The following is a 26646-nucleotide window of genomic DNA, read 5'->3' as shown; positions in this document are numbered from 1 at the left end:
CCTCGAACTGTTTTCGGGAATGTTCGAACCCCTTCAAGGACGCCAGGAGCTTCTTCGATGAGCTGAACATGAGCAAGCTTCTCATCAGGCATTTCTTGACAATCAACCCTTTTGGGTGGTGCGGTTCAACCCATCTGGGCGGTGCGCGGTACGGCAGGCGGCGCGTATGGTGCGCCCTGTTGTTGCACTTCCAACGAAAAGGAGAGGATCATGGGCATCATGAACAACGCAGGGGAGCTGAACACCGCCGAGAAGGGCTTCTCGCGCCGCAACTTCCTTATGGGCGCTGCCTCCGCCGGCGCGCTCGCCGTACTCGGCCTTTCCGGCTGCGCGCCGAAGGGCAAAGACGAGCTTTCCGACACGGGAGCCTCTGCGACGGGTGCCGACGTCAACTGGGACGAGGAGACCGAAGTGCTCGTCGTGGGCTCGGGTTATGCCGGACTGGCCGCCGTCTACGAGGCCGCCAAGGCCGGCGCTGCCGTCCGCGTCATCGAGAAGCACAAGATGGCCGGCGGCAACTCCGTGTACGCCGACGGGCAGATCGCCGTGGTGGGCTCGGCCGCCCAGAAGGCCGCGGGCATCGAGGACAGCATCGAGACCTTCATGAACGATGCGCTCACCGCCGGTTTGAACCTCAACTACAAGGACAAGCTGCAACTTGTGGGCGAGAAGTCCAACGAGGTGTTCGAGTGGACTGTGAGCGAGATCGGCGTGGAGTGGGCCCAGGACGAGGCCACCGTGGCCGAGGGCTGCAGCGACTTCGATCCCGACACCGCCTCATCCACCACCAACGTGAAGACCACCCGCGGCGTGGTGCTGGCCACCGGCGGCTACGGCAAGGACGTGACCTTCCGCAGCGCCCAGGATCCGCGCCTCGACGAGACCGTGGGCTGCACGAACTTCGACGGCGCCACGGCCCACGGCCTGCGCGTGGCCCTGGACGCCGGCGTCATGGGCATGCAGCTGGACCAGATCCAGTGCTATCCCTACACGAGCCCCGAGGAGGACTCCTTCGGCTGCGCCGCCACCTGGATCGAGGCCGAGAGCGCCTACGCGCCCACCATCGACCCCACCACCGGCAAGCGCTTCGTCAACGAGCTCACCGACCGCAAGCGCTTCTGCGACGCCATGTTCGAGGTGGGCACGCCGCTCGTGCAGATCGGCTCGGTGGACAACGTGCCCGACTGGTGCGCCGAGAGCCTGGAAAACGCGCTGAGCGCGGGCGAGGCCACCGGTGGCGTACACGGCGCCTGCCGTCTGGGCTGCAACGGCACCCTCGACTGCCTCGTGAACGGCCGCATCGCCGGCCAGCAGGTGGCCGCGCTGGAGCCCGTGGCCTAAGGCAAACGCCCCAGAGACGCGCTTTCAACCCTTCTGGGCGATGCGCCGGGCAGCCTTGAGGCCCTATCCTGCAGAGACCGCTCGCCCGGAGAAGCTCGTCCACGTAGTGATCGCCCTGGCCGGGAGCCGCGTACTGAAGGCCGTTGTCGTGGCCGGCGTGGGGGCCCTCGGCACCGAACTGCAGATAGCCGCGGACGCCGTGGCCGTCATCGGCTGCGGAACCTGCCTCATTGCCGCCACCAGGGCGCTTGCCCACGTAGAAGGACGCCACACATCCACGGAGTGGAAGCTGCCCGTGACGGAACGCGCCGGCTTCATTGCCTTTGTCATCCTGTTCCCCGTGCTGAACGCCGTGGGCCGCGCCCTAAGCCCGCTGGGCTTCTGGGGCGACGTGAGCATCGTCGGCGCCGATGCGCTTCCCTCTATCTTGCCCGCCTGCGTCCTGTTCGCCGCCGTGGTAGCCGCCGTGTTCCACCACCGCGACGACGGCGGCATGTTCCCTCGCATGGCCGCGGCCCTTCTCGTTTTGCTGGGCGCCCTTTTGCTCGTCGACCAGACGACCCTGACCGAGCTCGCGGTTCCCGAGGTCATCATCCAGAGCGCGTCGCTTTCCGTTGAGCTGCTGTCCCACTTCCTGTTCTGGCTCGCCGGCGTCATGGCGGCCCGCACCCTGGAATGGCCGCCGCTGCGCAGCACCGCCATGGCCAAGCTCGTTATGAGTACGGCCGCCATCCTCTTCAGCCTCATCCTGCAATCGGTCTCGAGCCTCGGCCGCTTCATCGTCATCGCCGCCCTTTACGGTGCCGTGGCGGTGCTCATGGCCGTTGTGTGGCGAACCTGGCAAGCGGGACACGAAGCGACGGCGACGTCCCCCGCGAACGACCTGGCCGAAGCCTGCGCCCTCATTGCCGCCGAGCGCAACCTCTCCCCGCGCGAGGCCGAAGTGCTGGCGCTTTTGGCCGAGGGGCACAGCCGCACTTTCATCATGGAGAAGCTCGTCATCTCCGACGCCACGGTGAAGAGCCACACCAACCATATCTACCAGAAACTCGGCGTCCATTCAAAGCAAGACCTCATCACGCTGGTTCGGGAGCGATAGAGGATCCCGCAAGCACCGTCGCCAGCGCCTCAAAAGATCGGCGAACTTACTGGCGGCCGCGCGATATCGCTACGGAAAAGAACTCCGCCGCCTTCAAATGGCTTGGAAATCACGAAAGATCGGCGCTGACCGCGAAATTGCGCCTTCGTTGTAATACACCACCTGGGAAAACTCCAGCAATAATCAGCAATCGAGCCTCTTGGAGTTCGAAAACGCCGATGTTTCGCGATTTTCAAGCCATTTGAGCGCCCCGAACATTCATTTTCACCGTCTTTTCCGATGTTTCGTGATTTTCAAGCCATATGAGAAACGAAACACTGCGCAAGTTAGCAGAAAGCCTGTATGCCGTTGCTACATCCAGGCTTTCATACGAAGTTCAACGCAGGGGGTAAAAGAGCATGCATCGCGTCGTGGGCCGAGCCCAACTTCTCCAGCAGAGCACGCAACGCCTCATGGGCCAGGCCCTGCGCTCCCAACGAAGCGAGCGACACAGCCCCTACTTCTCCAGGATGTCGATAGCCTCCACGAGCGAGCGCATGATGTTGCGGCGGGACAGGGCGCCGACGAGCTTGCCGTCCTGCACCACCGGCACCTTCTTGATGCGCTTGGAAGCGAACAGGGCGCATACCTCGTCCACGGGCGTGGTGGCCTCCACGGAGATCACGCGGCGCGTCGCCACGGCCATGACGTTCAAGCCCATGAGCTCCCGAAGGCGCGTGGCAGCGTCCTCGTCGTCGATGTAGCGGTAACCATTCAGCAGCGTGGAGTCGACGAGCGCGATCTCGGTCTTGCCGAGGTAGCTCGCCACATCGCCGTCGGACACGAAGCCCACCAAGTCGCCCGCGGCGTTCACCACGGGAAGGCCGCTCGTCTGGTTGGCATCCATCAGGCGGATGACCTCGGCCATAGTGGCGGTGTCGGCCGCGCACACCGGCTCGCGGTTCATCACCTCGGCCGCCACGTAGGTGCGCGCCGGGTTCAAGGACTCGCCCAGGGTGCCGTCCACGGCCACGCCGGAAATGCCGGCCGCGTAGTCCACGGGCTCCGCACCGCGCTCGGCCGGCGTGGCCGCCGCAGCCCCCGCTGTCGCCACCGGGCGGTTGCGCACGAGGAAGATGATGACGAGCGCCGCCACGCACATGAGACCGAAGGTGGTGCAGTAGGCCATGTGCTCGCCCAGGTAGGCCTGCTCAGCGGCCGAAGCGCCAGGCGCCACCAGAGGCGCCAGAGCCGACACCGACACGAGTACCGCCGTGCCAAAGGAGCCTGCCACCTGGTTCATGGTGTTGGAAAGCCCCTGGGCATGCTGAATCACGCGGTTATCCAGCGAGTTCACGCCCCAAGTGTTCAGCGGCGTCATGGTGAACTGCAGGCCGATGACAAGCGTCGTATAGGTGAGCACCACCGTGATGAAATTCGCATCGATGCCGAGGCGCGCCAGGCCCGAGGCGCCCAGCACGGCCACGAGCACACCGGGCACCGCCACCTTCCGCACACCGAAACGATCGAACAGGCGCCCCGACACAAGTCCTGTGAAGGCGCCGATGACCGCGCCGGGCAGCATGGCCAGACCCGACATGGTGGCCGTGAACCCGAGGGTACCCTGAATGTAGAGCGGCGTGATGACCTCGGTGCCGAGCAGCGCCGCCTGCACGATGATGACGACGCAGGCCGCCGTGGCGTAGGGGCGCGTCTTCAGAATGCGCACGTTCAGCATAGGCTCCGGCAACTTCAACTGACGGCGCACATAGAAGGCCACAAGCACGATGCCCACGGCGATGAGTCCCAACGTAAGCACCATGTTCGTCGTGGAAGCGAAGGTGGAAAGCCCGTAGAGCAAGCACACGAGACCCACCGTGGACAGCGCCACCGACAGCTTGTCGAAGGACGTGCGCGCGAAGTTGCCGTAGTTGCGCAGCAAACACGCGGCGAGCACCACCACGACGACGCCGAACGCCGTCACGATGGCGAACAGCGCCCGCCAGCCCACGGAATCAACCAGAAGGCCCGACAGCGACGGCCCCACCGCCGGTGCGAAGCCGATGATGAGCCCGATGACACCCATGGCCGTGCCGCGCTTCTCGCGGGGGAACACCAGCAGGATGACCGTGAACACCATGGGCATGACCGCGCCGGTGCAAGCGGCCTGCATGATGCGGCCGAGCAACAGCACCCAGAAGTTCGGCGCCACGGCCGCCGCGAGGCTGCCCGCCGTGAACACCGACAGCGCCGTGATGAACAGCTGGCGGGTGGTGAAGCGCCCCACCAGGTAGGCGGAAAGCGGAATGACCACGGCTTCCACCAGGGCATACACGGAGGTGAGCCACTGGGCCGTCGTGGCATCCACGCCCAGATCGCCCATAATCGCCGGGAGCGCCGGCGACAGCATCGTCAGGTTCAGCACCGCCAAAAGCGTGCCCGTCAAAAGCACGCCCACCATCACCAGTTCTTTTCTTCCAACACCCAATGCCATTCCGCATCTACCTCGCTCTCGCATCTCGTCCGTGAAAAAAGTGAATGTTCTGATGCTATGGGTTCAGCGGAAAAAGAAAAGAGGCCGCTCGGTAAGCGGCGAGGAGGCTCCTGCCATCTTTGCAATACTGCAAAGATGGCTAATCCCCCAATTCGCGCAGCATATCGAGAAGCTCTTGGCGGCGATGAATGTCCAATTTGGTGTAAATATGCTTAGCGTGAGTACGCACAGTATTCTCGCTGATAACAAGCCGCTCGGCGATGGCCGCCATGGAGTTGCCGCGGGCGATGAGCTCCATCACCTCTGTCTCGCGCATGGAAAGACCGTGGCGTTCCTGCAGTACCAGGCACTGCTTGGAAAGCCGGTCGCGAATGGCACCGGCGTCCTCCGAAGCCGAAGGCCGACGTCGACGACGTTTGGCTGGCGTGGCCGGTTTATCGTCGGCGGTAGATCTTACGCGGGAATCGCCATCCTCCAAAGACTCCGCTGACGCTCTGCCCAGTTCCGCTCCTAAGCCGCAGTTCGCCTTTCGAGTATCCTCGCCAAAGACCGAGCCGCTTCCTCTCCCCACTGACACGGCGGGCACGGCGGCAAGAGAATAGAACTCGATGGGGTCGGCGGTTACGGTGCCTTTCGACACCATCGGCCTGAAAAGGGTTCCCGTAGAGACCAGGAGCGTGATCCCCAGTCCGCAGCTAGAGATAAGCGCCACGAAATACAACCACTGGGAGCCCGCGGGCACCGTCAATTCGCTCGCCCAGCCAAAAAGGAAGCCGACGCTTTGCAAAATATAGACGATAGCCCCAAAGAACCCGTAGATGAACACAGGATTGATACCACGATCGCGGGAGACCTGGGCGCACTGCATCATCATGAGCATCTGCACAAGGGAAAAGACCATGTAGGCGACCGCCGCGAAGGCGTTCAGATACACCAAGCCACAAAACGGCATGAGAAGAAATCCCAGCGTGAGCAGCGGATATACCACGCGGAACACAGAGATGAGGCCGAAGCGAAAGCTCATGCGGTGCCACAGGACTAAAAGCACCGCAGCCGCAATAAACGAACCAAGCATGGACGCGCTGTTGACAAGCGAGCTAATTTCCTCATGTAGCAGAGCGATTCCGCGAATGACGCCGGCTACCAGAGCAAGCGACCCCACGCATAAAGCACTGCGCCAATAGTCGGCCACCACTTGACGGTAGACGCGCGGGTGCTGACGCGGGACGTCCTCGAACATGGGCTGCTCGAAGTTCATCTCGCGCACCGAAAGTGCCACGCACAGACCGCACAGAGGCACGAAGATCAGGGGGACGAGAAAAGCCGTTAGCGCAATGGGCACTAAATACAGGGCAAGGTAGATGAAGGGAGCGATAGCCGTGCCCACAATAAGGCGGAAATTGCCGGTTCTCGCATCGAGGGAAGCAAAATACCGCTGCCAGAGCATGAACATGCCGGCGCACCCGATTCCGAGAAGCACCCCGCCAGCTCCCACAAATGCAATGGCAGCCGATGCCACGTACATGGCCGTAATCAGACAGGCCGACCCAAGGAATAGCAGGACAGCGGAAAGCGAGACGAGCATGCGCCGAGCACCGTAGGGAAAGAAATACGATCCCAGCATACTCGCCAGGAAGGCGCCGCCAAAAGCCACAGCCTGAGTCAAAAAGAACGTGAGAGTCACTTCCACCGTCTGAAACTCAAGGGGAAGAAACGGGAAGATGCCGCCCCATACCGAGGTGGCATTCACCGTGAGGAAACAAGCATAGCCCCAACTTGACGCATGGCCGATTGCGCTGGCACTCTCGGTCGCCATAGCTTGACCTCCTCTCTTATCTCGGTGGCACGCATGGTAGCATAGGAGGACGCGCCTGTTAGGCAAATGACCGCACTTCGGTATCACCCGAAAACGCGCGAACTGGGGTTTTGTCCTTAAATCACACTTGTCGTGTGATTCGGCACTTCCCCTTTTCCGGTACTTTTGAAAGCGGCGAGAAGGCAATTCAACTAGAGGAGGGACTATGACTGAAACCCAATCCACCCTGTCGCGCCGCACCTTCGTCAAAGGCTCGCTCGCGGGCCTGGCTGCCACGGGAGCCGCGGGTACCGCACTCTTCGGATGCGCACCCCAATCTGGCACCGGAGCCGGGGAGGAGCCCATGGCCGCCACCGGAGAGGAGACTGCGCCCGACGAGATCCACTGGAGTCAGTGCAACGTCAACTGCGGCGGCAACTGCGTCTTCCAGTGGCACTCCCGCGATGGCAAAGTGCTCTACATGGAGACCGATAACACAGGAGATACCGACTTGCAGGCCCGCGCCTGTCTACGCGGCCGCTCCATGCGACGCTGGCTCAACAGCCCCGACCGTCTGCTGTACCCCATGAAGCGTGCGGGCAAACGCGGCGAAGGAAAGTTCGAGCAGATTACCTGGGACGAGGCTATCGACACCATCGCCAGCGAGCTGAAACGCGTCATCGACACCTATGGCAATGAGGCCATCTACGTCAACTATGCCACAGGCATGTACTCGAAAACAGGCAACCCCACCGCCCGATTGCTCAACCTGCTCGGCGGCTACCTAAACCGTTCCTATGACTATTCGGCCCACATGATCGAGGCCGTCGCGCCCTACATGTACGGTACGTCGCTCGACGGCTCTTCTCTGACTGAGGCAACCGAGCATTCTGATCTCATCGTCATGTTCGGCAACAGCCCCGCCGAAACTCGCATGGGCGGTGCCAATGCCTCATGGGATTTCGCCCGCCTTCGCGAAGCCATTCAGAACCGCGGCGGCAAAATTATCTCTATCGACCCGCGCATGAACGAGACGGTCTCCGGCCACCCTGACGAATGGCTTCCCATTCGCCCTGGTACCGACGCGGCCCTCTGCGCGGCCATCGCTCATGAATGGATCGTCGAAGGCAAAGTGGACAAGGAATCCCTCGATACTTACTGCCTCGGCTACGACGAGGACACCATGCCCGAATCCGCCAAAGGTCAGAACAAATCCTACAAGGATTACATTATGGGCACTGGCTGGGACATGGTGGAGAAGACGCCCGAGTGGGCCGCCCCCATCACTCAGATTCCTGCCTCCAGCATCCGCGAACTAGCCAACACCATCGCTGCTGCTAAGGCACCCTTCATCACCCAGGGATGGGGCCCCCAGCGCCACACAAATGGCGAGGACGCCTGCCGCTCTATTTACATGCTGCCGCTCCTCCTAGGCAAGTGGGGACTTCCGGGCACCAACAACGGGGAGCGTGAATCCATGGCGCTCACAAGTCTCGTTCCCGGCTTGCCAGCAGGCGAAAACCCCGTCACGCTTTCCATTCCCGCTTATCAGTGGGTTAACGCCGTGGATCACGGCCATACCATGACCGCCACAAATTCCGGTCTTGTCGGAGGCGATGAACTTGGTACCGATATCAAGTTCATCTGGAACTACGCCGGCAACTGTCTGACCAACCAGCATGGCGATATCAACATGACCCATGAGATTCTCGTCGACGAATCGAAATGCGAGTTCATCCTCGTCTGGGACACGGTCATGACCGACTCGGCGAAATACGCTGACATTCTGCTGCCCGATGCCATGCGCTCAGAACAAATGAACCTGCAGACCCAGGGATACACCGAATGGTACTCGGGCGTAGTTCTGGGTACTCCCGCTCAAGAAGCACCCGGCGAGTGTCGCTCGAGCTATGACGTCATGGCCGACATTGCCGATAAGTTCGGCGTGCGTGATGCGTTCACCGAAGGCCGCACTCATGACGAATGGGTAAAGTTCCTCTATGAGCAGGGGGCCGAAGAAGATGGCTCCATGCCGACCTGGGAGGAAATGCTCGAGCAGGGCGTATACAAGCGACCCGTTGAACCCTACATCGCCTTCGAGGCGTTCCGCAACGATCCCTCCGCCAACCCACTGGGCACCCCCTCCGGAAAAATCGAGATCTTCTCCGAAGCGCTGGACGAGATGTCACGTACCTGGGATCTTGAAGAGGGCGAGGTAATTTACCCCATCCCCGTCTTCCAAGCAGGATTTCACGGATACGGTTCCGTCACCGAGGAATTCCCCCTCTACTGCTGCGGTTTCCATCACAAGAGCCGCACCCATTCATCGTTCGGCTTCATCCCCGAGCTTGAAGCCGTGGCCCGTCAGCAGCTGTGGGTAAACCCCGCTGATGCCGAGAGCCGCTCAATTGAAGACGGCGACCTGATTGCCGTGACAAGTCCGGTTGGCGAGATTCGCATCGAGGCGAAGGTGACGCCCCGCGTCATCCCCGGAACTGTAATGATTCCGCAGGGCGCCTGGCACAAGGCCAACATGAATGGCGACAAGGTGGACGAGGGCGGCTGCGTGAACACGCTCACGCAGTACAAACCAACGCCGATGGCCAAGGGCAACGGCACTCACTCCATGATCGTCCAGATTGCGAAGGCCTAAGGGAGGTACGAAGATGACTCAGTACGGATTCTATTTCGACAGCACCCGCTGCACCGGCTGCCGCACCTGCGAGATGGCCTGCAAAGACTACAACGACCTGCCCGCCAACTACGCTTTCCGCCGCGTGTTCGACTACGAGGGTGGCGATTGGAAAGACAACGGTGACGGTACCTTTGAGCCGACGAGCTGGGCCTACCACGTGTCCATGGCCTGCAACCACTGTGCAATGCCGGCCTGCGTGGCCAATTGCCCCCAAGGCGCCTTGGAAAAGGATGCCGATACCGGGCTCGTGTCCCGCGACGAGGAGAAGTGCATTGGCTGCGGCACTTGCGTGAAAAGCTGTCCCTACGAGGTGCCCGTAGTGGACACCGAGACCATGAAATCCGCGAAATGCGACGGCTGCGCCTCCCGCGTGGCCGAGGGCAAGATGCCGATCTGCGTGGACGCCTGTCCGCTTCGGGCCCTCGAGTTCGGGGACATCGAAAAGCTGCGAGCGGCGCACCCCGGCACCGTGGACGGCATTGCCCCCATGGCTCCTCCGGATGCGACGAAGCCCTCTGTGGCCATTCTGGCCTGCCCGGCCGCCAAAGACTGCGGTGACACCACCGGCGCCATCGCGAATCCGAAGGAAGTGGAAAACGCCTAAGGAGCATTCAGGGCCGCCGCGACCCCTCCCTCATAGGCGGCGGCCCGCTTCCGATATGATTGAGGCGTAGCACGGATTCGCCCGAGCTACGCCGTTTGAAGGGACTTGGAGACCATGCCGAAGGGATTTTTCTTCGATAACGCGCGCTGCACTGGATGCAGGACCTGCGTCATGGCCTGCAAGGACTACCACGACCATGGGCCCGACGAAGGATTTCGCCGCGTGCTCGACTACGAGGGCGGCGACTGGAACGTAGCAGAGGACGGAACCGTTTCCCAAGACGCCTTCGCCTATCACATTTCTCTGGCCTGCAACCATTGCGCCAGCCCCGCCTGCACCCAGGTATGCCCCACAGGGGCCATGCATCGCGATGAGACGGGGCTTATCTGGCCCGACATCACCAAATGCATCGGTTGCGGCTACTGTACCATGGCCTGCCCCTACCATGCGCCCGTCATCGATAAAGAGCTCAAGCGCTCGAGCAAGTGCGATGGCTGCCGCGAGCGTCTGGCCGCGGGGCAGGCCCCTATCTGCGTGGAGGCCTGCCCCTTGCGCGCCTTGGATTTCGGGGAGAAGGGCGACATCTTCGAGCGCCATGCCGAATGGTGGGACGAGGTGCGCGGCGACATCCTTCCTTTGCCTTCGGAAACGGAGACCGGGCCCAATTTATTCATCCGGCCCTGCCCCGCTGCTGCCCAAGGTCGCAAGGGCGCGCTGGTCAACCGCAAGGAAATCGGCTTATGACAAGCGGCCTCGACAATCTTTCCCTTGCGCTGTTCACCGCCTTGGCCCCTGCAGGCGTCGTAGCTTTCATCATCATGGCTCTGGCGCGCCTATTTGCTATCGACCACGAGCGCGCGGTTCGCATCGACCGCATGATCGCGCTGCCTTTCGCCGTTGCGCTCGTTGGCTTCATCGCCTCGGCAACGCATCTGGGTACGCCGGCCAACGCGCTTCACGTGTTCTCAGGCGTGGGAACCTCTCCGCTTTCCAACGAGGTGCTGGCCGCCGTGATGTTCTTGTTCCTGGCTGGATCCTATTGGATGGTCGCCTTCAAGGTGAACTTTCCCGATGCTGCTGCGAAGCCATGGCTGCTCGTCGCTTGCCTTGCAGGAATCGCCCTGCTAGCGTGCACCTCCCAAGCCTACGCCGTGCGCACCGTGCCCACCTGGAACACACCTTATTCACCGGCGAACCTTTTGCTCACGGGCTTATTCGAGGGGACCGTGCTAAGCCAGCTGTTTCTTGCCGCTGCGAAAGTACCCCTATCACGATGGAGCTTTCTCCTTGTGGGCCTGGGGGCGGCGAGCCTTGCTGCCGGCGTCGTCTCCATGCTCGCCCAGAACGCCTATCTGGCCTCAATCGCCAACAATGAGATATCCGCAGCCTCGCTTGCGCCGGGTTACCCTCTTGTCATCGGCATCTTCGCCCTCGTCGGGGCTGGCGCGCTCCTCCTCGACAGCTGGGCCCTGCGACCCCGAGCAACCGAGTGTGCGCGCCTCATCCTGCGTATCGCCGCCGCCATCCTCGCCTTCGCCGCCGTCTTTGCAACACGCATTGTGTTCTACAATCTGCATATGACCGTCGGATTCTAGCCCGCCGAAATCACTGACTTGCTCAGGAGGCTTTCCTTGACCCCATCCGTAGATGTCCTGAACAGCCTGTCATTTGCAGGCGCCACACTATCTCCCCTGTTTCTGCAGGATCCACGCACTGGTAGCGCAGGAGCGCTTTTCGAAGCATTGAGCTTGCTTAACGCCGACGAGGCTACGGCAGAATGGCCTTTGGCCGACAAAACCGAGGCGCAAGAAGGCCTCGATCTTATCGTTGCGGGGCTGAAAGCGAGCCGCGCCACCGAAGCTGACGGGGCTTTCTGCGCCGAAGACAAGCTTGTGGACGAGTACCGAAGACTGTTCATCGGCCCTGCGCAAAAACCGGCGCCGCCTTGGGGCTCCGTCTATACCGACCGGGAGCAAGTCATCTTCGGGGAAAGCACACTGCGTCTGCGGAGCTGGATGCGCCAACACGGCATCGCTCGCCTCGCAGACGACCGCATGCCTGACGACCATATCGGCCTTATGCTCTCGCTGCTCGCCACTTTGGCTGAAGAACGCCCCGAGCTGGTAGAAGAGTACTTGTCTGAGCATCTTCTCCCTTGGGCCCCCCATTATCTGGGCCTTCTGGAAGTCTGCGCCGAGCATCCTTTCTATAAAGGGCTCGCCCTTCTCACCAAAGCCACGCTGAAGGGAGCGCAGGACGAGCTGTCGCTTGTCGTGATCGAACCTCGCTTTTATCGCTAAGCGTCGACGGGCAATGTTGCCGTACGAAAATGGGGCCGCCAAAGCAGCCCCATGCCACCAACAAAATCTCCTGCACCACGGCGAAAGAGTCCCTACGCTGTGGTCTTCACGGCGCCCTTGTCGCAGCGGTTGCCCCAGGAGTCGATGATGTCCTTGTCGCGGTAGACGCAGATGACCTCGCAGTGGTTGGCGCACTTCTGGCATTCGATCTCGCGGGTCTTGAAGTCGAAGTCGAGCATCGCCTCGAAGTCGAAGATGCCGCTCGCGAACGGGCCCGACTCGGCCCCCACAATCGGCCCCGCATCGGCGGCAAGCAGCGCCACGCCGAAAGCGCCCATGAGGTGCCCGTCCGGATCCACCGCCACGGGCATCCCCAGCTGCTCCTCGAAGGCGTGCACCACCCCGGCGTTCTTGGAAACGCCGCCCTGGAACACCACGGGCGCGGCGATCTTCTTGCCCTTGCCCACGTTGTTCAGGTAGTTCGACGCCACCGCGTTGCAGAGCCCCGCGATGATGTCCTCGCGCGCGTAGCCCACCTGGATCTTGTGCACCAGATCACTCTCAGCGAACACGGTGCAGCGCGCGGCGATGTTGGCCGGCTTGGTGGAAGTGAGCGCGATGTCGCCGAACTCCTCCACCTCCACGCCCAAGCGGTGCGCCTGCGACGACAGAAACGAGCCGGTGCCCGCGGCGCACAAGGTGTTCATGGCGTAGTCCACCGCGATGCCGTCGGACACGCAGATGATCTTGGAATCCTGGCCGCCGATCTCCAGAATGGTGCGCACGTCCGGGTGCAGATGGGTGGTGCCCACGGCATGGGCGGTGATCTCGTTCTTGATCACGGAAGCCCCCAGCATGGCCCCCACGAGACGCCGCGCGCTGCCCGTCGTGCCAGCGCCGACGATATCCACCCCCGCGCCTTCCACCTGGCGCTCCAGCTCGCGCACGACGTTCTTCGACGCCTCGGTCGGGTTGCCCTCGGTCCACAAATACGAACGCGCGATGATGGCGCGGTTCTCGTCGATGATCACGCCCTTCGTGGAAATGGAGCCGATGTCGATGCCGAGATAACCCTTTGTCATTTGCTCTTCTCCTTCTTCATGGAAAGCATGTCGTAGAACGCCTCGAGGCGCGTGTCCAGGCCCGTGTCGGAGGTCTGGGAGTCGTAGGTAAGGTACAGCACGGGCACCGAGTAGTCCTCACTCACCTTCTGCAGCACGGGGATGCAGTCGATCTCCGGCGTGCACCCGGCGCTCTTCGCGTGGATGAGGCCGTCGAAGCCCCCCGCAGCGTACTTCTTCGCCGCCGCCACGGTGAGCGTGGAGGTGGGCCCCATGTCATAGGTCAGGTAGTCTTTCGCCCCCACGCGCAGGTTCGGCTCGTTGTAGCGAAGGTAGCGGTTCGTGAAGTTCAGCATGCGGTGCACTTCCACGCCCATGGCGACGAGCTTGTGGTCGAGCCCTAGGTTGCTGCGCTCGTCGATGGCCGTGAACATCTCGCCGACGATGCCGATGCGGATGGGATCGGCGGGCTTGTCCAGGGGAATGGCGCGGAAGGCGGCCATGGCCTCGCGGTAGGCCTCATTGATGTCGCGCTCGTCCAGGCAGGTGCGCATGGCGTCCATCGCCGACACCCAGGCGGCGTCGAAGGCCCCGCGCTCCACTTCGAAACCGGCGTTGGCCAGGTAGAAGTCGCGCAGGGAGTCCAAATGCTCGATCATCTTCGCCACGGCCTTCAGCTTCACGACACCGTGGGGAACGTCGATGTTCGGGTTCACCGTCTTCAGCACTTCCTTGGCCCAGCCGATGTACCCCAGCTCGATGCCCCGGGCGAAGTTCATCATGATGAACTCGTAGCCCATGTCCCGCAAGATGGACTCCTGCAGCTCGCCGTAATAGCCCAGCCGGCACGGGCCGCCGAACTGGATGAGGATGTCGGCGCCCAAATCGAGCGCCTCGGCGAAATCGCCCAGGATGTGCTTGAAGGGCGTGCACACGTAATCGCTCGAGTTCTGCACGCCCACCTCGCTGGCGGCGCGGGTGGCCTCGGGCAGGGGCAGGTAGTCCACGTCGAGCACCTGCTCGCAGAAGAACTTGAACGCCGGATCGTAGTAGCAGTAGCGGAAGAACGCCGCCTTGGTGTACTTGTGGTGCTTGGCCTTGTGCTTGGCGGCTTTGGCGGCCTTGCGGTCGGCCAGAAGCGTCGGGGCGTGGCGCCGCTCCAGCTCAACAGCCACCGAGGAGCGCACCTGCTCGATGGGGGCCTGGGGCTTACTCATGGACATAGCCTCCCTTCTGCTGGAAGCGCAGGATGTCGACGAAGCTCTCTACGCGAGTCTCCACGCCGGCGGTGCCGGACTGCGCATCGATCATCAGGTTCAGAATGGGCGTGCCCTGGATGCAGCGCATGATGGCATCGTCGGTCATGGAGTCGGGGCCGCAGGGGAAGGCGCTGATGAGCACGATGCCGTCGATGCTGTCCTGGGCCAGGAGTATGGAGCCTATGAGCTCGCGGTTGATGAGCCACGGCATGGTGCCGGAGAACTCGAAGCTCTTCTTGTAGGCGCGCTCGTGATCCATGGCGTCGGCGTAGACGACCGTGGCGCCCATCTCCTCGAGCGAATCGATGACCGCGCCGGAGAGGTACGGATCGTGGGAAATGTAGGGGTGGGCCACCACGAGGATGCCAAGCGGGCGCGCGACCGCATCGTCGCCGGCCGCCGCAGCGGCATCGGCGGCCCGGCGCTCGTCGATCAGACGGCGCAGCGTGCGCTCCTGGGCGGTGGCCAGCGCCTCGTCGTGGGCGCGCTGGGCGTCCCAGGCGGCCTTGAAGGCAGCGCGGGCGTCCTTGGGCGCGACGCCCATGCGGGCGCCCATGTCGCAGAAGGCGCGGCGCACGTCCTTCGCCTTCCGAGCATTTTGCACCTCGCAGGAGATGACGCGCAGCTTGTCGTCGCGGAAGGTGTTGCGCACCATATCGGTGGCCGACTGGAACTTCGTGCAGAACCCGCTGCGGTGGTCGCTCGTCGGATAGCAGGGCACGAAGACGGCGTCGCAGCGGCCCGCAAGGCTTTCCACGTGCCCGATGAACACCTTCGAGGCCAGGCAGCACTCGTCCACGGAAAGACGATCGCCCCCATCGGCGATGGCCTTGTCCGTCGGCTCGCTCACCACCACGGTGCGCCCGATGGATTCGAAGAACGTGGTCCACAGCACGCCGAAGCGATAGAACAGAAGCGCGCGGGGAATGCCCACCACCTGCACATCGGCCCAATCTGTCGTTTGGGGCACGGGCAACCTCCTCAGGTATCGAGGCGCCGGCCGAGCGGCCCGGCGCGAATAAGCAGTACCGGCAATCATAGCACAGCGCCCCTTGAACCTTCGTCCAAGGGGCGCTGTCTGCACATTTCGAAATGCTGTCCGCTATTCCACGTGGATCTCGAGGGCCTTCACGCCCGCCGGCGACCAGGACGTGGCGAACGACTCCTCCAGGGGGCCCTTCACATCGGCCTTGCGGCCAATGAGACTCTTGCCGTTGTCGTCGAGGCCCGAGGTGGCCACGGCGATGGTGGTCAGCCGATACTGGGTGCCGTTCAGATTCATGTCCAGCGGGCGGGTGAGCTTCAGCACCAGCTGCACGCTGCCGTTGGCGTTATCCGTCGTGCCCTTATTGGTGTAGTTGTTGCCGGAGGAAAGACCTGCGGCGTCTTCCACCGTCTGAAGCGTGCCCGACAGCGACACCGAGTCGCCGAACTTGACGTTGCCGATGTTCTCAGGGTCGGTGTTGGCGGGGTCGACCGATGCCGGCGAATCGGCGCCCTCGGCCGGAGCGACGGGAATCTGGTTCGTCTGCGTGTCGATCTGCCCCGCGTCGGCCACCGTGACAAGCCAGCCCTCGGTGTTGGACCGGGCCACGTTCAGCGTCACCGTGGAGGTGCGCAGTTCACTCGTCTTCACGCCGTCGGCCTCGCTTTCCACGGTCTTCGAAAGGTCCACAGTGATAGGGCCGCCGTCGATGGTGAGATCGGAGGTGGTCTTCACGATGGACGCATCAACCATGGCCTCCCCGTAGGTGGGGTCGTTGGTCGCGAGGATGTCGTTCAGGTTGGCCAAGATGTCGTTGGCGTTGGCGCTGGCCAAGGGAACGGCCGATGCCTCTCCCACCACCAAGTCGCCGGGAACCCACGTCTCGCCGGCATCGGAGTACTCGAAGGGCAGCGTCACGGGCACGTTGATCTCGACGCCCTTGTTCTTGAAGGTGGCCGTGGCAGTGGCCTCGCAGGTGACGATCTGGTTGCCCGGCGTGCCCAAGTTCGTGGGCTCGTTCAGCACGATGTCGCTGAACTTCGGGCCGATGAGCGCGTCTTGGGAGACGTAGGCGTACTGCGAGATGTCCGGCGCGTCCATGGCCACCTCGTCGAAGGCGGCGATGACGCGGGCGTCGGACAGCGGCACCCGCTGGGTCTCCTCGGCGACCGGCTGCTTGTTGAAGAAGCCGGAGGTGAACAGATAGGTGAGCACGCCGGCAGCTACGAGCACGCAGATGATAAGACCAACGATGACGGCCGTGCGCTGGCCCTTCTTCACGTCGCGGGGCTGAGCGGCCTCGACGTTGCCGTAATCGTCCCCGGCACTCTGGATGAACGCCGCAGCGGCGGCTTTCGCGGCGGCGGCCTTCTTGGCCTCGGCGGCCGCGCGGGGGGAAAGACCCTCGTCGGGGGCGGAATCGGCCGGAGAGGCGCTGCGCGGATCGAGTTCAGTCATAATTCCTCCTGAGAAAGCAGACCGCCATTATGCGGCCTTAACCTCGCAGTATACTGTATTTGACCCTCTGTCGGCTAGGGCAGCGGGCGAACTATTGGGCCGATTTCCCCAGGTTGCCGGCGATGACGACGCAAATCGCCATGAGCAACAGGTTGAAGATGAGCGACGTGGGAAGCTGACCGCCCGTGGCATAGCACAGCCCCAACCCGAACACCGAGGCGACCACACCGGCCAAAGCGAGGCTGCGAAGGGCCGCCGCGCGCCCCGGATTGCGCGAGGCCGCGCGTCCGAGAACTCCCGCCGCAATGGTAATGCCGTTGGCCACGGCCGCGGTAACGCCGAGCACGAGGGCGGAAAGCGGGAGCCCCGTTGTGGTGGCCGCCCCGTCGGCGAAGGCCCCGTAGATCACCACGCCTCCCACGGCGAGCCCGAACAGGCCGCAGATCATCAGCAGGTACGAGAACATGCGCAGATACCACGAAATGGTGCTTGTCTGTTCGACTGCCACCAGCGCTCCTTTCAGCCTGCTGCCCTGCGGGCAATGTGACGGACGCCCCTCAAGCTTGCGGGCTTGTTGTGGGCTTGCCGCCTGAAGATGGGGGTCATGATACCATAGGCCCATGGATCCGACGGTTCTTCAACAAACCCCCTTGCAGCCCTCGCCCGGCATCGGAGACGGCAGCAAGAGCGAGCGCACTCCCCTGGCGCTTCGCGTGTTCGGCGCCCTGCTCATGGCCGGGGGCGTGGCCGTCGTGCCCGAAGTAATCCACACGCTCGCCCAAATGGGAACCGTCTTCGTCGAGAAAACCTACACCGACGACTCGCTGCTCACCATCATCCTGTACGTCACGCTCGCGCTGTCCGCCTGCTTCTGCGCCCTGGCCTCCGGCGTTCTCGGCTTCCGCCTTCTGCGCGGCAACCGCCGGCGCGCCCGCCTCATCGCCGAGGCCGTGGCCATAGGGCTCGTCGTCGCCTTCTCCGCCGATCTGCTGCTGTTCGGCGTGAACCCGGGCCTGTGGTTCCTCGGAGCCTGCGCCCTCATCCTCATCGCGGCCCACGTCTGGGTGGACCCGTCGCTGTCCGACGAGCGCGAGCTGCAGCGGCGACTGCGCCTCATGCAGACCCGCGAAGAGGCCGAGGACGGCACCCTCGGCCTGGACAAGACCGGCCGCGGCTACATCGAACTGGACTTCTTCAACCTGTTCTGGATCTTCGTCATCGCCTCGGTGGCCGGAGTGGTCATCGAGTCCATCTACCACGTGCTCGTGGTCGACTTCGGCCACTACGAGGACCGCGCCGGCCTTTTGTGGGGGCCCTTCTCCCCCATTTACGGCTTCGGCGCCGTGCTCATGACGTTGGCGCTCAACCGCTTCCACAACGCGCCCATCCCCGTGGTGTTCCTCGTCAGCGCCGTCATCGGGGGCGCCTTCGAGTACTTCGTCAGCTGGTTCATGGAATACGCCTTCGGCGCCATCGCCTGGGACTACACTGGCACGTTCCTCAACATCAATGGCCGCACCAACTTCATGTTCATGTGCATGTGGGGCGTCCTCGGCGTGGTGTGGGTGAAGCTCGCTCTGCCGGCGCTTCTGCACACGGTGAACCTCATCCCGTGGCGCTGGCGCTACTCCATCACGGCGCTGTGCGCGGCGCTCATGATCTTCGACGGCGCCATGACGCTCGTGGCCCTCGACTGCTGGTACTCGCGCTTGGCAGGTGCGGCGCCCGACAACGCGCTCGAGCAGTTCTGCGCCGAGCAGTTCGATAACCAGTGGATGGAAAACCGCTTCGAATCGATGAGCATCCACCCCGATGCCGCCCATCGCTCATCCTAGGAGATTTTCGTGACTGAAGACCCGTACGACATCCTCGGCGTTCCCCGCACGGCCACGTCCGACGAGATAAAGAAGGCCTATCGCAAGAAGGCGCGGGAGAATCACCCGGATTTGAACCCGGACGACCCCGAGGCCGAGGAGCGCCTGAAGAAGATCAACGAGGCCTACGACCGCATCACGAACCCGGAGAAGTACGCTCGCGAGGACGCTCGGCGCTACCGGTCGCCCTATAACCCCACCTACACTGGCTACGGCACGCCGGGCGGCAACCCCTTCGGCGGTTCCGGCCCCGCCAATCCCTACGGTGGGGGTGCGCCCGGCGGCGGGTACCAGTACCAGTGGGTGGAAATCAACTGGGAGGACTTGTTCAACACCTGGAACCAGGCCTCCTCGGTGCCGCGGCCGGAGGTGTCGGCCACCGATTCGGCCGAGCTGCGCCAGGCGGTGCTGTTCATCGACGGCGGCAACTACAAAGCGGCCCTCACGGTGCTCGCGGCCCTGCCCATCAAGGAGCGCACGGCCCGCTGGCACTATTTGGCGGCGCTGGCCAACTACGGCGCCGGCAACACCGTGGCCGCCGTGGACCAGATCCGCACCGCCCGCAAGGCCGACCCCACCAACGGCGACTACCGCCAGGCCGAGGCCGTCATCGGCGCCCGCGCCCGCACCTACCAGCAGGAGAGCGAGAGCCGCGGCTTCGGCGGCTGCGTGGATCCGAGCTCGCTGTGCTGCTGTCTCATGTGCGGCCCAGCCCTCTGCCAACCGTTTTTGTTCTGCCTGTAGTTTATTAGTAGCGCGGAGCGGAAAGCGTCGTCCACTCGGGGGCGTAGCGGGCGACCCAGTGGGCCACGCCGCGGATGGCCACGGCCTCGGCGAAGGCTTCCGCCACCGACAGCACCACGTACAGGATGAGCGTGCAGAAAATCATCGGGCCGGCCAAAGCGGCGATAAGCGACATGATCTGCGCGAAGGAGGGATCGGCCGCACCGCCTATGGCGGCGATGGTCGGAGCCGCGCCCATGATGCAGAGGAACATGATCGAGAACACCACGATGCTCAGCACGAGCGAGATGCCGATGACGATGGCCATGGGGATGAGCGTCACCGCGAACAGCTGGCCCCAGTTGCGGCGCGCCTTCTCCCAGATGTCCTTCACATTGAAGCCATCGCCCAGGCTCTGCCCCATGATCATGCGCATCTGCATGATGATGCCGGCCACATAGGTGGCCAGGGAAACGGCGATGGAGACGACCCAGCCGATGAAGGGAATCCAGCCGAAGATACCGCCGATGATGCCGCCAACCAGGCCCACCACCAGCGTCAGCACGAAGGCGTAAAAGCCATACTCGAAGTTCTTGCCCGTCACGATTTTCTGGGGCAAGAGGCTGCGGCCGCCGAAGGGCACCTCGCGGGACCAGAACAGAAGGTAGCCGGCCACGACGAAGTTCAGAATCGGCACGCACATGATGAGGCCGAGCACCAACAGCCGGCTTATGTAGTTCGGCGTCGCCTTCACGTCTTCCCAGGCGGCCTTCAGGCAGCTGGTGGTGTAGGCGGGCGAAGGCGCGGGCGCAGGTTGCACCGGGGGCGTGTAGTTCATCGGATCCATGGGAACCTCCTCTTTCCGGAGTCGAAATGCCTGCACCTTGCGGTACGCGAGACGCCGCGCAAACCAGAGGCGCTCCGACTCAAATGACGTTGGGGCTATTGTGCCATCATTCCCCTTTTGACACCGGATCAGTGGGAAAATTGTCATCTAATTCCGCAAGGGTTAAGTAAGCTTGAAGGGCCCCAAGAGAGCGACCGCCTACATCTCGCGCTCTTCCACCACCGTGTAGGCGGGAAGGATGCTCGCCTTCACTACGCGATAGCAGAGAATGGCCGTAAGCGGCATGCCCAGGCACAGAAGCGTGCCCACCTTGAAGGAGGCCATGGTGCCGAAGGTGTCAATGAGGGCGCCGGCCACGGTGGGCCCGAAGGCGGCCCCGCAGGTATAGCCGGCATTGAGCCACGTGATGGCCTCGGTGAGGCGCGCGTCGGGCACGGCGCGCTCGCAAACGCCGTTGGCCACGATGAGCAGGGGCGCGTAGGTGCACGCGCCCAGCAGCGCCACCGCCATCAGCGTGGGCGCCGAATCGATAAGGAACATGGTGCCGAAGGACAGGCCGACGGCGCAGGCGGCCACCACGAGCTGCTTGGGCAGAGGCGCCCGCAGACGCACCATGCCGAACAGAAAGCCCGCCGTCATGGACACCGCCCCCGAGGCCATAAGGACCGCACCGGCGAAATCGGGGCTGTTCAAGTCCTCGGAAAGCGACACCGTGGCCGTGTCGAACAGGCCGAGGAACGACCCGGCGAAGGCGTAGATCACGAACAGCACGCGCACCGCCGAGGAGGTGGCGAGCAGGCTCTTCGCGGGCGCGGACGCCGCCGAGGCAACGGCGGAGGCGCCCTCGGCCAACGCGCCCTTCGATGCGGCCGCGCCCTCTCCCGCCGCGTCGCCGACGGCTTCGGCAGCATCGGCAGCGCCGACGACATCGGCGGCGCTCCCCGCGGCCTCACCCTGCGACCAGCCGGGATACGGCTCGGTGCCCTTCGCCGAGCACAGAAGCACGACCCCGACGGCAAAGGCGACGCCGCCGCACACCATGCCCGCCACCGGCGCGATGGCGGCAGCGAGCGCGATAGAGATGGACGGGCTGAAGATGAACGCCATGTCGTCGAGCACGCTCTCGTAGGAGAACATGGTGCGCAGATCGGGCGCGGTCTCGCCCAAGCGGCCGGAACGGATGAGGTAGGTCCACCGGGCGCGGGCCATGGCCTGGGGGCTTGGGAAGAACCCCACCAGCAGCGCTCCTACGAACAGGGGCCATACCGGCCCGTGCAGCGCCACGTTCGCAATCAGAACAACAAGGCCCAGAAGCGACACGGCCGCGGCCTTGGGCACCACGGCCGACTGGCCGCGCTCGTCGATGCGCTTCGACACCCGAGGCGTCACCACGAAGATGGACAACGCAATGAGCGAGGAGGACAGCCCTGCCGTGAGAAAAGAGTAACCCGACAGCGTGATCATCGTGACCACGCCGATGTTCAGCATGCTGCCGAAAAAGCGCATGAGCAAACAGGCGATGTCGAAGGGGTAGGCCTCGCGCACGCGCAGCACTTTCTTGTAGACTCCCGGGCTCACCTTCGCCACGTTTCCACCTCCGCTCCTGCTCATGATGCCGGGCCCATACCCGGCTTAACGTCTACCGCTCTGTAGGGTAGCACGTCGCCGCAGGTGACGGAAGACCCCGCAGCCAGGGCAGGCTGCGGGGCCTTCGAAAGGCGGCCGCCGGGCAAGCGGCCGATCCGCCGGAACGAGGCGGTAGCTGGCACCTCAGAGGGAGCTGGCCCGAAAGAAGGGGCACGAGCCAGCGTCAACCAACCAGCTACCGAATCTCGTCCAGGGGTATGCCATTATAATCGTGGGCTGTGAAGAACAAGATAACGCCGGCCACCGCGCTGATGGCCATCATATAAAAAGCTGGCATGAGCCCGTTGCCTGTGGCGTCGATGAGCGCCGTGGCCACAAACGACGCCGTGCCGCCGAACACCACGTAGGCAATGTTCGAACCCAAAGCCGCACCGGTGTAGCGCACTTCCGTGGGGAACATCTCCGCCTGATAGCAAGCGATGTTCGCGTCGTTGAGCGACAGCGTCACGCACATGATCAGCTCGGCGACAATAACGATGGGCAGCGACGCCGTCCCCAGCATGAGGAAGCAGGGAATGGAAAGCACGATGAAGGCGACGCATGCGGTGAGCAGCATACGCCGACGCCCCACTTTATCGGACAGCGTGCCCGAGCCGAAGATGATGAGCAGATATGCAATGAGCGCGATGTCGGTGGCCAGCTGCGCCTGGGACGCCTCCATTGAGGTGTAGCTCGTCAGGTACGTCGGCAGATAGGTGAGCACCAGGTAAAATCCCACCGCATTCACCATAGTAGCGGCAACGGAGGACAGCAGGCGCTTGCGGTACTTCTTGAACACCAAGTGCGTCGGATGCTCCGCCTCCTTGTTCCCCTCTTCCATCTTCACGAAAGCCGGAGAGTCTTCCAGCTTGGTGCGGATGTAGTGGGCGATGAAGCCGAGTGGGCCAGCCAGAAGAAACGGAATGCGCCAGCCCCACTCAATAATGGCGGCCTCGGGCAGAACCATTTTCAGCACAAGGGCCATCGTGGAGCCCGCCAGCAGGCCCGTGGCCGTCGATGCGGGGACGAGCGAGCAATAGCGGCCGCGCTTCTCAGGCGGGGCGTACTCGGCCAGAAACACGGCGGCACCCGAGTACTCGCCAGCCACTGAAAACCCTTGCACGCTGCGCAGCACGAGCAACAGGATGGGAGAGGCCAGGCCAATGGCCTGGTAGGACGGCAGACAGCCGATGAGGAAAGCGGCACCGGACATCAGCAGAACCGAGATGGCCAGCGACTGTTTGCGACCTTTTTTGTCGCCCATGCTTCCCCAGAACATGGCGCCGAGCGGGCGGAAGATAAAGGCCAGGGCGAAGATGGCGAAGGCCATCAAAGTGGAGTTCACCTCGGAGCCGGGAAAGAAGACCTGGCCAATCGTAATGGCGAAGTACGTGTAGGTGGCATAATCGAACCACTCGATGAAGTTTCCCAGAAACGACGAGGCGGCAACGCGCTTCAAATCGCTGTGGGGCTCGTGAGCAACAGGGGCGACCTCAGCCGCGGCATCGTTAGTCCTCATGGAAATCACCTGCTCCGCTGAATTCATCCTCGATGGCGATGACCATATTGGCCACGGCAACGTCACGCAGGATGATGCCCTTTTCGCGCGTAGAGGCACCAGGATGCGACAGGCAGCCCGAAGGGGGCGTGTAGTCGGCCACAATGGGCAGCACATCGTAATTGGGAAGCTCGGCGGGCAACCCCGTGTACAGCGCGGGATCGATGCGGTCCATGTCCACCAAATCGGGATAGAACAAGAGCATGAGGGACGTCTCCATCACGCCAGCATGTTCCAAATCCCAACCCGTGAAACCATCGGGGTACAACTCCTGGATGGTGGCATCGTCAACGAAATCCCAGTAGGACAAAAGCTGGATTTTCACGTTCTTGATGCCCTCGGCCGACGCCTTCTCGAGAGCCAGCTCGGCGCCTTCGAAGATAAACTGGTAGTTCTCGTAATGGCCGTTCATGAACACGATCTTGCGAGCGCCGTCCTCGATGAGGCTATAGCAGATATCGCGGGCCAAAGAGATGATCGTAGTACCCGACAGCGAAGTCGTGCCCGACAGGTGGAACCCGCCGCCGCTGCGCTGCTGGGAACGATAGCCGAAATTGATGGCCGAGCACACGATACCCTCGAGCGCGCCGTCCGTATCGGCCGTGAGCGCCTCAGCGGTCGCGCCGGCCATGGCCTTGGTAAGAGCGGCGTCCACGCACATGGCCATATGGCTGCCATGCTGTTCGAGCGCACCAACGGGGATGAAGACGACGGCATCCTTCGCGAGCTTCTCGCGGTAGGTAAAGGCGTCCATCTCTTCCATGAATACAGAGTTTTTCATAGTCACTCCTTGAAAGCAGGGGCCTTCCCTCCCAAAAAGACCCATTTGGCAAGTGCGTAAGCGGAGGGCCGGACTCTCACTTCCCCAGCCAGACCCTCCGCGAAAGCAGGGGACTTAGCGGTCGTCGGCGTCGGGATGGTCCCGATCGTAAGCGTCGGCAGCTTTCTGGGCGCCGTCGGCCATAGCAGCCAGCTTCGGATCCATTCCATCCGGGTTCGCATCGATGAAGCCCGCACCGCCGGCTCCCACTTGGGCCGCCAGGGCCACTTCGCCATCAACAGCGGCATCGTCGACTTCTTTGTTCGCCGCACTGGTGGTGAAGACGATCTGGCTCACGCCGCCGATAACGATGAGCGCGCCGCCAATAAGCTGGAAGGCGGTCAGGGTCTCGCCGAACAGGCACAGGCCCAGAAGCGACGCCATGATGGTCTCTTGATAGGAGATGGCAGCCAGCTCGCCGGCCTTCAGGCGCTTGGTGGCATGGGTGAGCAGATAGAACGCGCCGAAGCCGGTGATGAGAGCGGCGGCAATCAGCCACAGCCAGGAATCGAGCGGCATGGTGAACAGGTTCCAGGGGTGCGTGATGATCTGGCCAGCGGCGTCGACCTGCGTTACGCCATTCACTTTCTCGGTATAGGACAGCGGCTGCAGGCAGAAGTTGTGCCACAGAAGCAGCACGAGAATGGCCAGCGATGCGAACAGGAAGTTCCACCAGGAGCGCACGTTCGAGTCGCAATCCTCGCGATAGCGCGAGAAGAACAAATAGAGGCCGTAGGCGACACCCGATGCGAAGGCAATGGCGTTGCCGAAGGTATAGGTGGGATCGAGATCGAGCGTCAGGCCCTCGGGAGTGACGATGCCCACGATGAACAGCATGCCGACTACCACGGCGATGATGCAAAGAATGCCACGCCAATCAATCTTTTCCTTGAGGAAGATCGCCGCAAGGATCGTCGAGTAAATGGGGCCGGTGTAAATGAGGAACGACGCGTTCGCCAACGTCGTGTACTGGGTGGACAGGCAGTACCGCGCCCTGGAGATACCCGCAACCGATCGATAGAGTCGCGCAAGCCCTTCATCCCGTCTCGCAATGAACCCGCCGAGGCAAACCAGCAGGTTCGCTTTGGCGAACTTGTAGTACCATGGGAACGCGAACATCAAGGCGCCCGCAGGCGCACACGATAAAGGAGCGAGCCCCCATGTATGACGGCCTTCAAAGTCCTGGACGCAACGACGAGTGCTGGTGCGGCAGCGGCAAGAAGTACAAGAAATGCCACCTCGATTTCGACGAGCGCCTGGAAGAGCTCGCCGAGACCGGCGAGGAAGTGCCGCCGCGCGATTTGCTGAAGACCCCGGCCGAGATCGAGGGCATCAAGCGCAGCGCCGAGGTGAACGTGGGCGTGCTGGACTACGTGGCCGAGCGCATCACGCCGGGCATTACCACTGAGCAGATTGACCAGTGGGTGCACGACTACACCGTGGAGCACGGCGCCATTCCCGCGCCGCTCGATTATGAGGGCTTCCCGAAGTCAGTGTGCACCTCGGTCAACGAGGTGGTCTGCCACGGCATCCCCTCTCCAGACGAGGTGCTGCGCGAGGGCGACATCGTCAACATCGACTGCTCCACTATTAAAGACGGCTTCTTCTCCGATTCGTCCCGCATGTTCTGCATCGGCGAGGTGTCGCCGGAGGCGGCCGATCTCGTGCGCGTCACGAAGGAGGCCGTGCAGGTGGGGCTGGACGCCATCAAGCCGTGGGGGCATCTGGGAGATATCGGCGCCGCCGTGAACGCTTACGCCCGGGAGCACGGCTACACGGTCGTGCGCGAGTTCGGCGGCCACGGCATCGGCCTGGAGTTCCACGAGGATCCTTTCGTGAGCTTCGTCACGGAGGCGGGCACCGGCCCCATTCTCGTGCCGGGGCTCTGCTTCACCATCGAGCCCATGATCAACGCCGGCGCCCAGGAGATCGACATGACCGACCCCAACGGCTGGACGGTTCGCACCGCCGATCGCTCGCTCACGGCCCAGTGGGAAGTCCAACTCGTCATCACCGAAGACGGCTACGAGCTGCTCAGCTGGTAGAAGGAATCGACTCGCCAGCCACCGTTTCCGAAACGGTGGCGGCAACTTTACGGTCGCCATACGCTTAGCGGCCCGCTCCGATT

22 protein-coding genes are annotated in these 26646 nt (G+C 63.0%); 10 read left to right on the top strand and 12 right to left on the bottom strand.

Annotation, left to right across the window (positions count from 1 at the left end):
* Positions 1–210: 210 nt before the first annotated feature.
* Complete coding sequence (locus NE591_RS11340; protein WP_256156694.1) at positions 211–1341, top strand: FAD-dependent oxidoreductase; 1131 nt, start codon at positions 211–213, stop codon at positions 1339–1341.
* Between the two features lie 55 nt (positions 1342–1396).
* Complete coding sequence (locus NE591_RS11335; protein WP_256156693.1) at positions 1397–2440, top strand: helix-turn-helix transcriptional regulator; 1044 nt, start codon at positions 1397–1399, stop codon at positions 2438–2440.
* Positions 2441–2936: 496 nt separating this feature from the next.
* Here the strand turns inward: NE591_RS11335 and NE591_RS11330 are convergent, their stop codons facing one another.
* Positions 2937–4913, bottom strand: coding sequence for an MDR family MFS transporter (locus tag NE591_RS11330; protein ID WP_256156692.1), 1977 nt, complete (start codon positions 4911–4913; stop codon positions 2937–2939).
* Between the two features lie 139 nt (positions 4914–5052).
* Positions 5053–6729, bottom strand: coding sequence for a LuxR family transcriptional regulator (locus NE591_RS11325; protein ID WP_022739179.1), 1677 nt, complete (start codon positions 6727–6729; stop codon positions 5053–5055).
* 205 nt (positions 6730–6934) lie between these two features.
* Between NE591_RS11325 and NE591_RS11320 the strand changes: the two genes are divergently transcribed.
* The 5 genes from NE591_RS11320 (at position 6935) to dmsD (ending at position 12307) form a co-directional block, all read left to right on the top strand.
* A complete protein-coding gene (locus NE591_RS11320) occupies positions 6935–9361 on the top strand; it encodes a DMSO/selenate family reductase complex A subunit (RefSeq protein ID WP_114540143.1) in 2427 nt (808 codons plus the stop codon).
* Positions 9362–9374: 13 nt separating this feature from the next.
* A complete protein-coding gene (locus NE591_RS11315; protein WP_022739171.1) occupies positions 9375–10007 on the top strand; it encodes a DMSO/selenate family reductase complex B subunit in 633 nt (210 codons plus the stop codon).
* 114 nt (positions 10008–10121) lie between these two features.
* A complete protein-coding gene (locus tag NE591_RS11310) occupies positions 10122–10751 on the top strand; it encodes a 4Fe-4S dicluster domain-containing protein (protein ID WP_022739168.1) in 630 nt (209 codons plus the stop codon).
* Entirely contained in the window at positions 10748–11602 is an 855-nt protein-coding gene (locus tag NE591_RS11305) for a DmsC/YnfH family molybdoenzyme membrane anchor subunit (RefSeq protein ID WP_227070583.1), read from the top strand. The genes NE591_RS11310 and NE591_RS11305 overlap by 4 nt, the downstream gene beginning before the upstream one ends.
* 36 nt (positions 11603–11638) lie before the next feature.
* Complete coding sequence (gene dmsD / locus NE591_RS11300; protein ID WP_227070582.1) at positions 11639–12307, top strand: Tat proofreading chaperone DmsD; 669 nt, start codon at positions 11639–11641, stop codon at positions 12305–12307.
* Between the two features lie 92 nt (positions 12308–12399).
* Here dmsD and NE591_RS11295 read toward each other — a convergent pair whose 3' ends face one another.
* The 5 genes from NE591_RS11295 to NE591_RS11275 all read right to left on the bottom strand — a co-directional run bounded on the left by NE591_RS11295 (position 12400) and on the right by NE591_RS11275 (position 17578).
* A complete protein-coding gene (locus tag NE591_RS11295) occupies positions 12400–13389 on the bottom strand; it encodes an acyl-CoA dehydratase activase (protein WP_227070581.1) in 990 nt (329 codons plus the stop codon).
* Positions 13386–14585 carry a hypothetical protein gene (locus NE591_RS11290; RefSeq protein WP_227081076.1) on the bottom strand — a complete coding sequence of 400 codons (1200 nt, stop codon included), beginning with the start codon at positions 14583–14585 and terminating at the stop codon, positions 13386–13388. The genes NE591_RS11295 and NE591_RS11290 overlap by 4 nt, the downstream gene beginning before the upstream one ends.
* The gene (locus NE591_RS11285) at positions 14578–15597 is read right to left on the bottom strand and encodes an acyl-CoA dehydratase activase-related protein (protein WP_227070579.1); all 1020 of its coding nucleotides are present in this window, start codon (positions 15595–15597) and stop codon (positions 14578–14580) included. The genes NE591_RS11290 and NE591_RS11285 overlap by 8 nt, the downstream gene beginning before the upstream one ends.
* Positions 15598–15729: 132 nt before the next feature.
* On the bottom strand, positions 15730–17070 hold the full coding sequence (locus tag NE591_RS11280; protein ID WP_227070578.1) for a hypothetical protein: 1341 nt from the start codon (positions 17068–17070) through the stop codon (positions 15730–15732).
* A 91-nt stretch (positions 17071–17161) separates the two neighbouring features.
* Positions 17162–17578 (bottom strand): hypothetical protein, encoded by a 417-nt coding sequence (locus NE591_RS11275; RefSeq protein ID WP_227070577.1) that lies wholly within the window; start codon positions 17576–17578, stop codon positions 17162–17164.
* Between the two features lie 112 nt (positions 17579–17690).
* On the opposite strand from NE591_RS11275, the gene NE591_RS11270 reads away from it, so the two are divergent.
* Positions 17691–18905 (top strand): putative ABC transporter permease, encoded by a 1215-nt coding sequence (locus tag NE591_RS11270; protein WP_114540151.1) that lies wholly within the window; start codon positions 17691–17693, stop codon positions 18903–18905.
* Positions 18906–18914: 9 nt separating this feature from the next.
* The gene (locus NE591_RS11265) at positions 18915–19688 is read left to right on the top strand and encodes a DnaJ domain-containing protein (RefSeq protein WP_227070576.1); all 774 of its coding nucleotides are present in this window, start codon (positions 18915–18917) and stop codon (positions 19686–19688) included.
* Positions 19689–19692: 4 nt separating this feature from the next.
* On the opposite strand, the gene NE591_RS11260 is transcribed toward NE591_RS11265, so the two are convergent.
* The 5 genes from NE591_RS11260 to NE591_RS11240 all read right to left on the bottom strand — a co-directional run bounded on the left by NE591_RS11260 (position 19693) and on the right by NE591_RS11240 (position 25637).
* Positions 19693–20514, bottom strand: a complete 822-nt coding sequence (locus NE591_RS11260) for a DUF4013 domain-containing protein (RefSeq protein WP_227070575.1) — start codon at positions 20512–20514, stop codon at positions 19693–19695.
* A gap of 198 nt (positions 20515–20712) precedes the next feature.
* Entirely contained in the window at positions 20713–22101 is a 1389-nt protein-coding gene (locus NE591_RS16310; protein ID WP_227070574.1) for an MFS transporter, read from the bottom strand.
* 235 nt (positions 22102–22336) lie between these two features.
* Entirely contained in the window at positions 22337–23659 is a 1323-nt protein-coding gene (locus NE591_RS11250) for an MFS transporter (RefSeq protein ID WP_157012718.1), read from the bottom strand.
* On the bottom strand, positions 23649–24479 hold the full coding sequence (locus NE591_RS11245) for a creatininase (RefSeq protein ID WP_114548955.1): 831 nt from the start codon (positions 24477–24479) through the stop codon (positions 23649–23651). The genes NE591_RS11250 and NE591_RS11245 overlap by 11 nt, the downstream gene beginning before the upstream one ends.
* 114 nt (positions 24480–24593) lie before the next feature.
* On the bottom strand, positions 24594–25637 hold the full coding sequence (locus tag NE591_RS11240) for a DMT family transporter (protein ID WP_256156691.1): 1044 nt from the start codon (positions 25635–25637) through the stop codon (positions 24594–24596).
* A 41-nt stretch (positions 25638–25678) separates the two neighbouring features.
* Between NE591_RS11240 and map the strand changes: the two genes are divergently transcribed.
* Complete coding sequence (gene map / locus NE591_RS11235; protein WP_227070572.1) at positions 25679–26563, top strand: type I methionyl aminopeptidase; 885 nt, start codon at positions 25679–25681, stop codon at positions 26561–26563.
* Positions 26564–26646: the final 83 nt, after the last annotated feature.

Source organism: Adlercreutzia sp. DFI.6.23 (assembly GCF_024462535.1).
Taxonomy (GTDB): Bacteria; Actinomycetota; Coriobacteriia; order Coriobacteriales; family Eggerthellaceae; genus Adlercreutzia; species Adlercreutzia rubneri.
Note: the sequence above shows the minus strand (reverse complement) of the source record. Positions and strands in the feature narration are given on the sequence as shown.